The 14,889-nt window shown below is 44.2% G+C and carries 12 protein-coding genes and 2 tRNA genes; 8 read left to right on the top strand and 6 right to left on the bottom strand.

Going from position 1 to position 14,889, the window contains the following annotated elements:
* Window positions 1-38 precede the first annotated feature (38 nt).
* The 4 genes from MJ595_RS02685 to MJ595_RS02670 all read left to right on the top strand — a co-directional run bounded on the left by MJ595_RS02685 (window position 39) and on the right by MJ595_RS02670 (window position 3,055).
* Entirely contained in the window at window positions 39-668 is a 630-nt protein-coding gene (locus MJ595_RS02685; protein WP_263080982.1) for a hypothetical protein, read from the top strand.
* Between the two features lie 187 nt (window positions 669-855).
* Window positions 856-1,932, top strand: a complete 1,077-nt coding sequence (locus tag MJ595_RS02680; RefSeq protein WP_263080981.1) for a protein O-GlcNAcase — start codon at window positions 856-858, stop codon at window positions 1,930-1,932.
* 40 nt (window positions 1,933-1,972) lie between these two features.
* Window positions 1,973-2,485, top strand: a complete 513-nt coding sequence (locus MJ595_RS02675) for an Hsp20/alpha crystallin family protein (RefSeq protein ID WP_263080979.1) — start codon at window positions 1,973-1,975, stop codon at window positions 2,483-2,485.
* A 135-nt stretch (window positions 2,486-2,620) separates the two neighbouring features.
* Window positions 2,621-3,055, top strand: coding sequence for a ProQ/FinO family protein (locus tag MJ595_RS02670; RefSeq protein WP_263080978.1), 435 nt, complete (start codon window positions 2,621-2,623; stop codon window positions 3,053-3,055).
* A 32-nt stretch (window positions 3,056-3,087) separates the two neighbouring features.
* Here MJ595_RS02670 and MJ595_RS02665 read toward each other — a convergent pair whose 3' ends face one another.
* The gene (locus MJ595_RS02665) at window positions 3,088-3,258 is read right to left on the bottom strand and encodes a hypothetical protein (RefSeq protein ID WP_263080977.1); all 171 of its coding nucleotides are present in this window, start codon (window positions 3,256-3,258) and stop codon (window positions 3,088-3,090) included.
* Window positions 3,259-3,814: 556 nt separating this feature from the next.
* Between MJ595_RS02665 and MJ595_RS02660 the strand changes: the two genes are divergently transcribed.
* On the top strand, window positions 3,815-4,909 hold the full coding sequence (locus MJ595_RS02660; protein ID WP_263080975.1) for a mechanosensitive ion channel family protein: 1,095 nt from the start codon (window positions 3,815-3,817) through the stop codon (window positions 4,907-4,909).
* Here MJ595_RS02660 and MJ595_RS02655 read toward each other — a convergent pair.
* The 5 genes from MJ595_RS02655 to MJ595_RS02635 all read right to left on the bottom strand — a co-directional run bounded on the left by MJ595_RS02655 (window position 4,906) and on the right by MJ595_RS02635 (window position 10,938).
* Complete coding sequence (locus MJ595_RS02655; protein WP_263080973.1) at window positions 4,906-7,950, bottom strand: mechanosensitive ion channel; 3,045 nt, start codon at window positions 7,948-7,950, stop codon at window positions 4,906-4,908. The genes MJ595_RS02660 and MJ595_RS02655 overlap by 4 nt on opposite strands.
* 167 nt (window positions 7,951-8,117) lie before the next feature.
* Window positions 8,118-8,194 (bottom strand) — tRNA-Arg (locus tag MJ595_RS02650).
* A gap of 19 nt (window positions 8,195-8,213) precedes the next feature.
* Window positions 8,214-8,303 (bottom strand) — tRNA-Ser (locus tag MJ595_RS02645).
* An 88-nt stretch (window positions 8,304-8,391) separates the two neighbouring features.
* Window positions 8,392-9,231, bottom strand: a complete 840-nt coding sequence (locus MJ595_RS02640; RefSeq protein WP_263080971.1) for an FkbM family methyltransferase — start codon at window positions 9,229-9,231, stop codon at window positions 8,392-8,394.
* Between the two features lie 87 nt (window positions 9,232-9,318).
* On the bottom strand, window positions 9,319-10,938 hold the full coding sequence (locus MJ595_RS02635) for an NAD(P)/FAD-dependent oxidoreductase (RefSeq protein WP_263080970.1): 1,620 nt from the start codon (window positions 10,936-10,938) through the stop codon (window positions 9,319-9,321).
* Between the two features lie 357 nt (window positions 10,939-11,295).
* On the opposite strand from MJ595_RS02635, the gene MJ595_RS02630 reads away from it, so the two are divergent.
* From MJ595_RS02630 to MJ595_RS02620, 3 genes are all read left to right on the top strand, one after another.
* A complete protein-coding gene (locus tag MJ595_RS02630; protein WP_263080969.1) occupies window positions 11,296-12,270 on the top strand; it encodes an IS30 family transposase in 975 nt (324 codons plus the stop codon).
* Window positions 12,271-12,537: 267 nt separating this feature from the next.
* A complete protein-coding gene (locus tag MJ595_RS02625) occupies window positions 12,538-13,872 on the top strand; it encodes a transposase (protein WP_263078000.1) in 1,335 nt (444 codons plus the stop codon).
* Between the two features lie 380 nt (window positions 13,873-14,252).
* Window positions 14,253-14,840 (top strand): hypothetical protein, encoded by a 588-nt coding sequence (locus MJ595_RS02620; protein ID WP_263080968.1) that lies wholly within the window; start codon window positions 14,253-14,255, stop codon window positions 14,838-14,840.
* Window positions 14,841-14,889 lie beyond the last annotated feature (49 nt).

The following is a 14,889-nucleotide window of genomic DNA, read 5'->3' as shown; positions in this document are numbered from 1 at the left end:
ATCAATGAAATCTTTATTAGAGATAGGTGTCCACTCATTTGAATGTTTTAACTGTTTATAAGAATAAAAAACAATCAGTATTCAGGTGGCTAAAACCAGCAGGTTCATTCAGGGGAAACAGCTTGATTGTTTTCGATGAGCGTGGTTGTGAGATCCCCAAAAGTCCTGTAGAAGATTACTTTGCTAAAGGAGGTATTATTGGCGTCAAATTTTATGATACATCCAGTGAAGTTAGCTGTGTATCATATATTGGCAATCAAGATCCAGTAAGTTGTATGTTGACAAGTTTTGCCAAAATGGAAATAAAAAGAGGTGAAAGATATAAAAAAAGTGCAGAGCCAGCTAAAGGGGCAGGTGTTTCTAGATCAAAGTCAAAGGTCAGTGAAAATAAGGAGGTTGATAGCAAAGGGAAGCTAATAAATGAGTTAGAAAGAAATATAAGAACAAGAACTGGAGAATCAGTTTTATCTAGGTTAAGAGCCTCACGCAAAGGTTCTTTTACAGTGTCTGATGCCCATTATAAATTAGAAAAAGACATAGATGACCTTCGTAAAGGGCAAGGAGGTATGGGGAAAAAAGGCAGGCAGGACTACCAGACAATCACGCAAATTATCGCCAATACGCCTCGGTTAGGAGAAGTCGGAGAGCATTTTGGTTTTTTTAAATAGAGAGGTATTTTCTGGTCACCAATGATAATGATTATCATTGGTGTAATGGCTCTCTCTATGAATAGCCCTTTTGTATAGTCAAGGTTTACTGCCGCTATGACATCCTCAATAATTGTTGTCAATATTGCCTACATCCTGCGGTGCTGCTTATATATAAGAGCTGTCGTTGCCACTGGATGAGAAAAAAATGTCGTTTACCTATGGTGTTATTGAGGGACTCTATGATCAGGCGCAATCATGGGCCTGGCAGGATCGTAAGGGTTATATAGATTTCTGTTGTAATAAAAAGTTCAATTTTTATATCTATGCACCAAAAAATGATCCTTACCTGAGAGAACTGTGGCGTGAGCCCTGGCCTGAGGATGAATTTGAAAGGTTGAAATCACTGAGTCGGGCTTTTCAGGCAAGAGGTATCGACTTTGGCATAGGTTTTACCCCCTACGAAGTAAAAGAGCTGGATAGCAAAACCCGCCGTGAGCTAAAGGTTAAGATTGACTTGATTAATAGTATTAATCCCTCAATGCTTGCCATCCTTTTTGATGACTTCAGCAATGATACCCCTGGCCTGGCGCGAGTACAGTGTGATATGGCCGAATATATTGCAGGAGAGAGCACAGCCAGGCACTTCCAGGTGGTGGGAACTTATTATTCCAGGGATCCCTTACTGTTGAGAGCTTATGGTGCCATGCCAGAAAATTACTGGGTTGATCTCGGCAGGTATTTGGATCAACAGTTCGATATTTATTGGACAGGCGACCATGTTATTTCACTGGGGTATGATCAAGCCGGTATTGAGCAGATCACTGAGATGTTTCAGCGCAAGCCCTTTTTGTGGGATAACTATCCGGTAAATGACCCTGCCTGGTTGCAGGGCCGGTTACGAATTTTCTCTTTTACAGGACGGCCATGGCGACTGAGTCAGTGGTGTAGTGGGCATGCTGTTAATCCGTTAATTCAGCCAAGACTATCGATGATTCCCCTGGCAACACTGGCTGATATTTATCAGCAGAAAGATCAGTTTGTAGCATTGAACTCATTTAAGTCTGCCCTGCATGATCTTTGTGGCCAGGAACTGGCGGGTGCCATTTATGACAATCTGATTTATTTCACAGAAGAAGGGGTGAATCACTTTTCAGATTTCACAAAAAAACGACTGAGAGAGACTTTTTCTGCCTTTGACAGGCCTGACCAGAAAGTATTCACTTCAGAGATACTTCGGTGGCTAAGTGACTCTGAGTTTGACCAGGGGGCACCAGGGGATTAGAGAGTAGCTTCTTATCTTAGCTGGAATAAGAGGGTTTGGCATGGACAATAAATGGTCCACAGGGAGCTGGCTTAAGCCTGGGAATGATAAGCTTTCTGATGACTTAACGTCTGAGGCGGTGTCACCGGTTTCTCAGTTGAGAAGAGGATTGGATAAACTGTTTGATAAAGCCTTCAGTGGCTCCAGTCTGGAGGTGGGGGTCGGGGATGAATATGATGGTTTTCATCTCAATCTGGATATCCAGGAGCAGGATAGCCAATATAAAATCATTGTTGAAGTGCCTGGAATGGATGAGAAGGAGCTGGAGGTTTATATTGAAGGTGACCTGTTAACAATAAAGGGAGAAAAGCTACAGGATTCAGTGGTTGGTAAGGCTAATATGCATAGGGTCGGGCGAAGGTGTGGCTCCTTTTGCCGTGCTTTCAGCTTGCCTGATAATGTCGAGCAGAATTCGATCTCCGCTAACTTTAATAAGGGGGTATTAACGTTGAAAATTGATAAGCGTAAAGATATCAGGTCATCTGCCAGGCAGATTAAAATTAATAAAGAGTAGAATAGTCCCGGGAAACAAAATACTACCTTCAGGGGCTTCTAGAATGGTGTTGATTCAGTCAATATAACCTTTTAAGACCTATTTCCTAACAGCGATTGGACAATGCAGTAAATGACAGTAGATAAAAGTAATACGTTGACGCAAAAAAGCGAACTATCCGAAGAAGCAATGAAGCTTCTGAAAAAGCTGGAAAACAAGCCGGCAGCAGAAATTATGAATTCCGAAGCGCTTCGTGTTGTTCGTGCTGCATGGCCTGAGGCCTTCCATGTTTCATCACCAAAGCCCTTAAAGGTGGGGATTCATAAGGATATGGAAAGTGAAGGGTTGATACCGCCTCATATCATTAGTACTGCGTTAAACTTTTTTACCACCCTTGAACGTTACCTGGAAGCGGTTAAACCCGGGGCTGCAAGGATTAATTTAAGCGGGCAGACTGCCGGCAGAGTCCGGCTCAGAGAGGCGGTGGATGCAGAGATTAAGTTGTATCGCCAAAGCGAGGCCCACACCAGGGGAAGAACCCGGGTTGTGATTAATCGCATCAAGCTTCTTTCAGTAAAGAAGGCCAGTTAATCTGGAAGATATGCTGATATCGTATAGAAGCGTTACCCGGGGTGACACATGGCCATACCCACTACCCGTTTTAGTAGGCAGGTATTACCAGGCAAAGCAATAACATACTGATAATATCGGGTATTTTTATTTTGGCATGGAATGTGCTTTTTTATTTGTGCATGTTGAGTTCGGCACAGTTCCAGGAAGGATGTATTGGCCAAGGATGGCCACCTCAAGGAAGAATAAGAACAATTATGGCAATGCCGAGTATTTGAACCCCGCAATAGCGGGGTTTTGTTTTACTTTTCTTTCCCACTGTTTGTGCGCCATATTTTTGACTATTCTCTAGAGCAGGAACCGCTCGGTTCTCCATTTCCCAATCAGCTAAAAAATTACCTCATGGTTTAGGGGCTGTTGACGTTTGATCGTGAGCTCAGTGGCTCGTAAAGCGGTTTTCCGCAATATCCAATGGGGCACACCGGGAGGACTGGTGCAGGCATAGTTATTCTACGTCAAGCCAGTCCAACGCAGTCGGAAAGCCGCTTTACGAGCCACCCGAAGGGCCAAAACCAGCGATTCCGTGCCGTCGTTGCAGTAGCTTGAAAGACATGAGTCCGCGTGACCTTCAGGTTATTCCTGCGCTACTGCGTCTAGCCACGAAACCGCTGGTTTTGGCTGAGCACACGAGCAAACGTCAACAGCTCCTAGCTCTAAATGACCAGGTTTGGATGGCTGCTAGACTGAATAAAGTTAATATTGCTTTTTGAGTATTAAGTTATGGAGTTTTTCGCTGATTGGGTGGCTTTAAAGGTATTTAGCCAAGGATATATAGTCTGGTTAGGTCAGTGTCTTGTTATTCTATCAACTGCGGCCATTGGCAGCTATTTGGCTCGCAGGGCTATAGGACGTTTATCCCTGGGGGTTAATAGCCAAACCAGTCCCTACTTTAGCGCTGTTGCCAAGGCTGCACGGTTGCCAGCCAGTTTATCTGTATGGCTGATGGCGCTGGGCTGGATACTCAATCTTTCCGGCAGTACGACGCAGTTACCGATTTTGCAAGCTATTCCTCTGATTCAGAGAATTGCCCTGATTCTTTTGTTAGGGTGGTTCCTGATTAGTTTTACTAATACCTGCTATCGAAACCTCCAGTGCAATCAATTTAAAAACAGCTCTCTTAATGCCAATAGTGCAGAAGTGATTTATAAGCTGGTACAACTGCTGATCGTTATTTCATTTGGCTTGATGTTGCTGCAGAGTGCGGGAATCAGTATCTCCGGAATCCTGGCATTTGGTGGTATTGGTGGTTTGGCTGTCGGTCTGGCGGCCAAGGATATGATGGCCAATTTATTTGGCGGACTGGTTTTATATCTCGATCGGCCTTTTCATGTTGGCGAAAAAATCAGAATTATCAATACCCAGATAGAAGGCTGGGTAGAAGAGATTGGTTGGCGGCAGACCCGGATCAGAAATTATGATCGCCAGCCTATTTATGTACCCAATGCCCTGTTTGGTAATTCGGCAGTGATTAACCCCTCAAGAATCTCAAATCGTCGGATCAGGCAAATGATAGGATTAAGATATCAGGATATTGCCAGCGTCCCTGCCATCACAAAGAGCATTACTGAATATATTCGTAACCACCGGGAAATTGATCAGGTGAGGCCGGTTGAGGTGCGGCTGATAGAGTATGGTGCTTCCTCTCTGGATCTACAGATATACTGTTTTGCGGCATGCACTGACTATGAAGATTTGTTACGAATACAGGAAGACATTCTTCTTAATGCAGGAAAAATTATTCATAGTCATGGTGCTGATATTGCCTTCCCCACTAGAACCCTCGACTTTCAATGGCCTCCAAATAACAACCCCTAACCCTCTTGTGAAACCACCAGATGAACATCCTGCTGTGCGTGTGCAACGACGATTCCGTTTTCTGCAAACAGCTCTTTTACCCTTGTGTTTACTTGATTTTTGGCTGGATAACGATCATCCACATGATTAACGAATATTCGAAGTTCATAGCGTTCTGCATGTTCTGTGTACTCAATAAAATAAACTTCCGGAGGCGGCTCCCTGAGTGCTTTCTGGCATTCATCCGCAGCCAGCATCAGTAATTGAAATACCAGGTCATTATCACTGCCGTGGGCTACGCCGAACCATAGCACTACCCGTAATACATTGGAGGAAAATGACCAGTTGGTCACTTCTCCGGTCACCAGGGTTTTGTTTGGAACGATTAATTCTTTCCGGTCAAAGTCTTCTATTACCGTGGCCCTGATATGAATCTGTTTCACTTCACCTTCAACTGTGCCTACAGTGACAGTATCTCCAACCCGAAATGGTCTTTCCAGAAGAATAATTAACCCGGAGAAAAAGTTTGCAACAATCTCCTGAAGTCCAAAACCTATGCCAACAGTGACTGCAATAATGAGCCACTGTAGTTTTTCCCAGCTGATGCCGAGTGTATTCAATATTAGAAGGGTACTTGAAACCCAGAGGGTATAAATACTAAATCGACTCAAGGTATAGGCGCGGGCAGGCTGGGCAAGAAATTTCGCAGGTACGGATAGCCTGATGAGACCGGTTAGGTTTCGGCTGAGAAGCAAGGTAAGCAGGAGAATAATGGTCGCCTGGGTTATGCCTCCGAGAGCAACAGATAGGTTGCTATCAAGGTTAGTAAAAGGCCAAACCTTGATTTTACCAATGGGCTCAATCAGGTTAGTAAAGTCCTGTGTCAGCCAGGCGATAGAAAAAAAGAAAATGGATAGTGAGACCAGTTGAAGTAACCGCTTTCCCTGTAGTTGAAGATCTCCAATATGAGATCGTGAAACTTCAAGGGCGTCCTCAGGGCCTATATCACCTGATGCCTGTCGTCTTTCATGCAAGGCATGCTCAAGGGTTATTTTCCGGGTTCTGGCATACAGAAGATAGAGCGATAGTTCATAGACAAGTATTGTCAATCCACACACCAGCATGATGACCTGCTTCTGGCTGAAAATAGCCCAGGCTGCAAGGTTGTATCCCAGTGTTGCCAGGGAAACTATCAATAAACTACTCATTGGGAAAATCAGGGTTAAAATAAACTTCAAGGAGTAGTAACCAATTTCAGGCCGGGTGTCTTTTATCAGCTTCCATTCAATGCAGGCCTGAACCAGGGCGCAAATCAGTAGAGTCACTTGAGTGATACGGTCATCATAGGGATTGCTATACCAGTATTCTGCAAATCCACCAAGGAGCAAGCCCGTGATTGACATGATACCAAGGATATTGGCCTGTCTGTGCCAGTGGTGGTATCCCTCCTGGCGTACACCGATTTGTTGTTGAACGGACTCCCTCCCGAAAGCTGCAATGATCGTCCAGCCAAATGCCATCAATGCGGTACTTTGCAAGACCTGTCCGAAAGTGAAGGTATAACCACTGGTTTCTTTTAATACAATGCCGCTTAAAGCCAAGCCTATAGGGATGGGGGTGCTGCCAATAATAATCATTGCAACAAGCTTGAATAACTGAATGACAGACAGTGAGCCTGATTTACGGTTATTATTTAAAAAGCGCTTCTGGGCTTGATAGAAAATGTGGGACAGTATCAAGCCAAAGATGAGGAGGAATAGGATTAATAGATATAATTTACTGAAATGGTCGGTGTCCAGCTCAAGCTGGAGTAGTTTCAGTTGTTCCTTGACATCAATCAGTGCTGAAAATAGTTGCGATGGCGTCAAGGCGGGAGCAACGGCCATCCACATCCTTCGTTGTTCCAGTACCGACATAACCCGCTTGTGATGTTGAAATAATTCCTTTTCCAGTTCCCAGAGTTCTACAGCCAGAGGAATCAGGCCCTCAATTTTATTAATTATTGTTTCCAGGTGCCTTCTTCGGCTCAGGTTGTCCATGGTCAGATCCAGTGATCTTATTTTTTCAGACAGTATTGTTTGTTTGAGCCTCAGCTGGTGGATGAGTGATTTGCCGGAGTTGGTCAGGTCAAGCCTCATCAGGCATTCACGCTGGCTTTCAAGTAGCTCATAGACTTCACTGACATGACCCAGCTCTTTCATCTGGAATTCCAGGTTGAACCCCAGCCTTTGAACCAGGAGCAGATCTTTACGGGCTTTTGTCAGGCTGTTCCGTAATTCCTGTTCGGTACAGGCCAGGTTATTCAAGCTTGGATCATCAAAGAAGTTATCAGACAATGAAGTGGTGCAAGATTCGGCAAGGGAGGCCGGTTTGCGCAGGTTTTTGATACGGGATTCAAGCAATGCTTCCAGTATGCTCTTCTTTTGCAGGATCTGATCAAGCTGAAACTGTGTCAGTTGCAGTTCAAGTTCATAGCGTTTATTGCTTAGGGGTAGAAGCCTGGCCCTTCCTTCCAGTTGCTCCACAAGATTTTCATATTTGCTGGAGGCATCCGTAGTGATGCCATCAGGATGAATTTTTTTTTGATGCTTGTTGTTTAAGTCGGTAATTTCATTCAATGTTTTTTGGATATTACTCCGCTCTCTGGCGTGCTTAAGTAGCAGTCTTTCTATTCGGTCAATATCTTCGCGTCTATCTAGTTGCTGGCTGGTCAGTTCCCTGAGTTCTGACTCAAGTCTGTGCCAGCTAAACGCTGTCAGTCTTTTTTTATAGGCACTGGTATCCAGTGGATAAAACCGTGAGAGCTCTTCCTGTAGTTTTGCTATTTTTGTTGAGAGTTGTGTGGGTGTCTCTGGTATGGGTAAAAGCGCCGAGATTAATGGCACCGAAGCACTTAACGGGTTTTCCTCCTTCTCCAATGAGGGGGAGGGGAACTGCTTTTGTATTTGTTCATAAACACCACTGAAGGGAGAGGGAGCTGCATGGCATATCACAGAAGTGGGAAGCAGTATCAACCAACAGATAAAATAGCAGTAACGCGCCAAGGACAATGGTGTACCCACAGAAGTATGACCCATTTTTTCCAGAACGAAAGGGCTATAACGCTCTATACGATTAATAATTAATAGTTAGCAGTGTAAGAGCTTAGCTTATTGCGTCGGCCATGCAGGAAATTGAAAGGGGAATGGCTATAAAAAAAGCCCGAATCATAAGATTTGGGCTTTTGATGTGGCGCGCTCGGGAGGATTCGAACCTCCGACCGCCTGGTTCGTAGCCAGGTACTCTATCCAGCTGAGCTACGAGCGCGTTGCATAACTTTTGATACTGGCGGTGAGGGAGGGATTCGAACCCTCGATACGCGCTAACGTATACACACTTTCCAGGCGTGCTCCTTCAGCCACTCGGACACCTCACCGTTTTGTCGTGGGCTTTGCTGCCCAACGGGTGCTGAACTTTATAGAAGTTTTTGGTGAAAGGCAAAGTGTATATATACTTATTCTTGGTTATTTCGTTTTATCCATAGGGTGAAAACCACTGTCTGTGACCCGGGAAAAGCCGCTCACATTGACACTCAGTGTGTTGGGAATAGCCAGCATGTTAATTGAAACTATATTGCCAAAGACATTTTCCGGGTTGCTGAAGAAATTGTCAGGATTGTATAAACGGGGTTTATGCCAGTAGAGCCGGTAGCCTTTTTCCCACAGATGCTCAATAAGCTGTCTTGATTTGTTAATCCGGTCATTTTCCAGATAAATAAGCGGTTGACTGTTTTTAATAATCTGTTCAGCTCCCATCAAGACTTCAAGCTCCATTCCTTCCACATCCAGCTTAAGAAAATGTACCTTTTTATCGCCCAACATGTCGTCAAGCCGGACAATGGATAAGGGGATACCTGTTTCTGCCGGTTGGATGGCGTAGCCTCCAAAATTGGCTGGTTTGTGGTAATTGAGCTCATTAATTTTCAGGGTGGTTTTTGTTGCTCCAGCCCCACAGTTAAAGCAGCTTGCCTGGGTAATACTATTCAGCGCCATATTTGCGCATAGGGTCTGAAAAACCAGGCGTTGGGGTTCAAAGGCATAAATGTGTCCGGAGTTACCAACAAAACGGGCTAAAGGCAGCGTATGGACGCCAATGTTGGCCCCGACTTCCACGACAGTATTTCCTGTCCGGCATAATTGCCTGAATAAGGCTGTCTCTTCTTCACTGTATTCGCCATAAAGCTTGATAGAGCGGCCAATAAAACGATCATGTTTATTGTATAAAATACGGCCATATCGAGTTCTGCCAAGCTGATTAAGAGTATGGGGGGCGGATAAATTATTCTGTTGTTGTGTGGTATCCATACCCAAGACCGGCGTTGCAAAAAGTAGTTCTTGAGATTATCGGCCGGAGTCCCTGGTTCTGTTGAGCCTTTATCTTTTCATAGGGTGCTATTGTGTTCTTTTTAGCGCCTTCATTATTTTCCAGCTAGTAATGGGACCAAGAATAGAGCAGGCAGTAAGCAGGCCAGACATGGCTGAACCAACAACACCGACGGTTAGTGTATCCTGACCGGTTAAATAAAGCCCCGGGATGCGGGTTTTTGGTTTTAGCCATTCCTGGTTAAACCTATGAGGCGTGTGGGCGAGCCCATAGAATTCTCCTCTACGGTAAGAGCAGAAATGACGGGTTGAAAGAGGTGTGGATAATTCGTAGTAATCAATTTTACCCTGTAGCTGAGGCAGCTTTTTCAACAGGGTATCCAGAAGCCTTTTCGAAAGCAGGTCTTTCAGTGCATCATAGTCTGCACCTCGCTTACCCCAGGTTGTATCTTGCCACTTTTCAAACCATTCATAGTTGGCAGGAACAACCACCTCAATAGTTGATTTTTCCGGGTAACAGTTATTCCAGTCCGGGTCTTTAGCTGAGGGGAAGGAAATATAAATAAAGGGAAAAGGAGCACGACTGTCAGTCATAAAAGTTTGATAATTGATATCGTGATTTTCATCGGAATAAAACCAGAAGTTGGTTTTGGGCAAGCCTAAATCTGTGGCGTTACCTTTTATCCCTACATATAGACAGAGGTGTGATAGCGCCGGTTTTACCTGGCTTAATGCTTGCCCATAATTAAAGTTTTTAACCTCTTGACTGGGGAGCAGGCGGGTTAAGGTGTTGGCGGCTCCAGCATTGCTAATGATGAGTTTGGCATGGATTGAGCTCCCATCCGCCATTTCCACTCCACTGGCGCGGCCTTGTTCAATGATTATTTTGCGAACTGCCGCATAGGTAAAGACCTCTCCACCGGCTTTCCTGATTTGGGGGATCATGGTTTTTGCTATATTAGACGGGCCTCCAACTGGATAGAAACTTCCGTACATATAGTGATGGGCAACCAGGGCATGAATCATAAAGCTTGATTGTGCTGGAGGTAAGCCATAATCTCCCCATTGCCCCGTTAGTACAGCAATTAGTTTTTTGTTGTGGGTGAGTTCATTAAGAACATCCAGTGTTGTCTTATTAAAAAAGGGGGGTAATTTTAGAAAACCGCCCAGCTTCAGTACTTTTACCATCCACAGGGGCATATTTTTTCCGGCCGTGAATAGGGGCACTGCCCTGACTGTCTGGTAGACCTTTAATAAATAGCGGTCGATGGCCACTGTCTCATCTGGAAAATAATGCACCATCTGTTGACGAAAAGCCTCTTTACCCTTGATAAGGTCGTACTGCTCATCACCCAGGTAGAATCTGTCATAGTTGTCAGACATGGGAGCCCACTGTAACTTGCCATCAGTGAGAAATTTGAAGAGCCTTCCTTCCAGGGTTTTTGTACTGCCTACCCCGCCAACGTAATGAACACCTACATCCCATTCATAGCCATGACGGCTATAGCTGTGGCTAAAGCCCCCGGCAGTATAATGTTGCTCAAGAACCAATACTTTTTTGCCTGCCTTGGATAGACAAACAGCGGCTGATAATCCGCCAGGTCCCGAGCCGATAACTATCGCATCATAGGGGGGATTGAGCCGGTTACTTCTGTAGCGATATCCGGTACGAATTGTTTTGGGGGTCATATTCTTACCCTTTTATTATCTTGGAACTGGATGGGGTGAAATGCATTATAATCGTAACGGTTCAAAATCTATTGGCAATAGTTTGATTATTCGTATTTGATGTGCTCGGTAAGTTGGTATACCTGACTCTCGCAGTAAATATTTTGAGAATGAAACGCTATGCTGGTGATACGTTTTTCAGGCTTGCAAAAATATCACGATATTTCTGCTCAGGGTGGTGTGCGTTCCTTTGTTGAATTTCTATCTTTTGACATGCTCCGCTGGATTAATACAATAAGTGCAATCGACTGATATTTCATATGTGAGCCAGCTGCTGGTACATTCTGTAGCTCTCACACTAAGAAATGGATGTCAGGAATGAGTACACAAACCAGACGATACAAGCAGCTGACCCAAGGGCAACGATACCAGATTGAGGCGCTCCTTGAAAAAGGTCATTTTCAGAATGAGATCGCAGAGGTTGCAGGTATCAGTGAGAGCGCCTTATCCCGTGAGTTGAAACGCAATACTGGCGATAATGGGTATTGTGCTGAATCGGCTCATAACTTGGCTATGCAGCGTAGGAAATCTGCCAAAAAGCACAGCAAAACAGATGAACGACAAATGCCGATCATAGAGAAGGGGCTACTCCTTGGCTGGTCTCCTGAAAACATCAGTTGCAGGATGAAAATTGAGGTGCCTGAGATCGCTCTGAGTCATACCTCTGTATACAGCCGAATTGCTGATAACAAAGCTCAGGGAGGTTCCTTGTATAAAAAGCTGCCCCGCTTTGGGAAACGCCGATGCAAAGGAGGTAAACGCAAGGCAGGCCGTTCTCTTATACCTAATCGGGTCGATATTACCGAACGTCCTGAAGTGGTAGAGCTTCGGTCTCGCTTGGGAGATTGGGAAGGTGATACTGTGTATGGGCAAGACGCTCACTTGGTCACGCTGGTCGACCGAAAGAGCCGCTTTACACTCATTGGCAAAGTGGATACCAAACAGTCTGAAACAGTAGCGGATACAATGATCAGCCTACTGAAACGAGTTTCAACAGTTCACACCATCACCCTGGATAATGGAGGCGAGTTTGCAGCCCATGAAAAGGTATCAGAAGCAGTGAATGCTGACGTATTTTTCGCTAAGCCTTATGCCAGCTACCAACGGGGCACCAACGAAAATACCAATGGCATTATCCGTCGAACCTGGCCTAAGAAAATGGCTCTTGGGGATCTGACAGAAGAGGAGGTTTGGGAAGCTGAACTCTTGATTAATACCATGCCGAGAAAAGTTTTAGGGGGGCGAACCCCGCTCGAAGTCTATACCGGGAAGTCGATTGCACTTATTGCTTGAATCCAGCCCCTGATCTGTCGTTCACTCAGGCTGTTGTGAAATGGAAGCTAAGGGCGAGGCAGAAATTTTCTTATTAGTAACGAATTTTGTACTATATTTGCCCCTATGGGGTTTGACAGCATTAATCTCGGTGATAGCATTAATCAGCAATTCCCGCAGACTTGATTAAAGCCCTTAATAACAAGGGCTGTAGCTTGGTAGCCTCTTGCTAAAATCGCAGACTATCCGGTAGAATTTCACCACAATAATAATAACGATGCTCATGTTGTGCCGCTAACGAAACCAAGAACCATTGCTGAAAAACTGCTCAAAATAGTCTCTGATGAAGCGGGTCAAATTCCAGACTTTCGCAAGAAAAGCCAACATGACAAAATTGTCCTTCATGATGCGGTCATGAGTGGCCTGGCAGTCATGCACCTGAAATACCCTTCATTACTGGCTTTTGATCAGGATTGTGTCAATAACCCAGATAGGCTCAAGAACTTAAAGTCGATGTACAATGTCAGCTGTGTCCCCAGTGATACCTATCTGAGGGATCTGATTGACCCTATCGAAACACGCTATTTAAGGAAGTTCTTTACCCGCCTGTTTGCCTTTGTGCAACGATCTGGGCGGCTTAAGCAGTTCACTTATTTTGAGGAAGGGTATCTTGCGCCTATCGATGGTACGGGGCACTTTTGCTCAGGGAAGATTAGTTGTCCTGAGTGTTGTGTAAAAAAGCCAGGCAGCAAAAATCCGCAATACTACCATCAGTTACTGGCCTGCTGTCTGGTAAAGCCGGGCAAGAAAGAAGTATTACCTTTAATGCCTGAACCCATCATCAAACAAGTTGATGCGTCAAAGAATGATTGTGAGAAGGTAGCGCTCAAGCGGCTATTGGCGAATTTATCCAGAGAGCATCCGCACCTGCCACTGGTTCTGACTTTTGATGACCTGTACTCAGATGGACCGACCATCAAGTTGGTAAAGTCCTTTGGCTATAGCTTCATTATGGTGGCAAAGGATTCAACCCATGAGTCGTTATACCAGGCCGTCGATGAGCTGGATTGTGCAGACAAAGTGGTGCGCTATGAATATACCGATGATAAAGGGTTTACGCACTGGTTCCGGTTTGTGAATGGTGCCCCCATTAACAAGTCACACCCGGATGTGCTGGTTAACTTTCTCGAATATATAGAAATTGATCCAGAGGGCAACAAGAAGTACGTCAACACCTGGGTCACGGACATTGAGCTTTCAGCCGAGAACGTGAATAAATTCATGCGAGGAGCACGCGCTAAATGGAAAATTGAAAACGAAACGTTCAATACACTGAAAACACAGGGCTACCATCTCGAACACAATTACGGGCACGGAAAGCAGCATCTGGCCAGCAATCTGGCATGCCTGACTTTTACGGCCTTCCTCATCAACCAGATAGAACAACTGTCTTGCAAGCTCTTCCAGGAAGCGCTCAAGATAAAAAAGTCTAAAAAGGCATTCTGGCATGCCATACGAGGGCTGTTTGACTGGTTCTGCATTGATAACTGGACAGACGTATTTACAGCTATCATTGAAGGGCGAAGTGTGAGCTTGAAGTTGCTGACTGTCGATACGACATAGAGCGTTGATGTTAGCCCTGTGACCTGTGTTACCTGTCATTAAAACCGACTGCCGATATAGCAGCAGTCTGGCTCTGTTCATCCGCGATAAAATCATTTTTAATTAACTGAAAATGTGCCAGCCGGAATCTGGTTTGCGGGAATTGCTGAGCATTAATACTGTTCGCTACAAACTGTTAATAGCCACTTTTTCCCATAAGTGTGCATCTGTGTATTCAATAAACTAAGATAGAGTAAAGTTTTGGTGTCGTATGGTTTTTAAAAATAATATTGTTTTTTTTTGTTGGTCTTGTTTTTATTATGGCATGTAGTATGTCATCACCCATTAATGCCATATTGACTCAACAACAGATTGACTCAGTTTTTAAAACAGTTCATGTTATGGATAAAGAAAATGAGCTTGCTGTATTTGTACTAGAACAAAAAGAGATGGGTTTTAATATTCATCCACAGGTAAATAAGTCTCTTGAATTAGGATATATTTGCAATGATTTAATAAGTGCTGTTCTTAATAGAGAACAAAGTAAATATTCTTTAGCTGAGAATTGGGTAAAATATATCCCCTGCGCTTTAGTTATACTTATTTTAATAGAACCTAAATTTCCTATTGATGAAAATATAAGCTTAGTATCAACTTTATGCAGTGAAACTGCTTTCATACTCCAGTTAGAAAATGGAACTCATATTGGCAGTGAAAGCACAGGCGTTGATTTAGATGTTACTGAAGATCCATCACCCTCAGAAAGTCGACATCTTGAAAAATGTGAAGAACCTATACTCAACGATCAGGTTCGAGCGCAAATTAAAATTCTTAACACTGGTGATGAAAACAAATTTATTGTAACAGTTGTTTCCGGGTTTCAAAAAATTGCTCCAAGCTTGGCTGAAAAATTACCAAAAGGCATAGATGGCTTCAATTGCTATAAAATGAAAAAAACAACTCATTTTATAATTAAAGTAGCACCTTAAATGATTTTCCTATCTGCTGGTTCACCATGAAGACCTTGTCAAAAGAAAA

The sequence above is a fragment of the Endozoicomonas sp. Mp262 genome, from assembly GCF_025643335.1.
GTDB lineage: Bacteria > Pseudomonadota > Gammaproteobacteria > Pseudomonadales > Endozoicomonadaceae > Endonucleibacter.
This window is presented reverse-complemented; position numbering and strand designations above follow the sequence as displayed.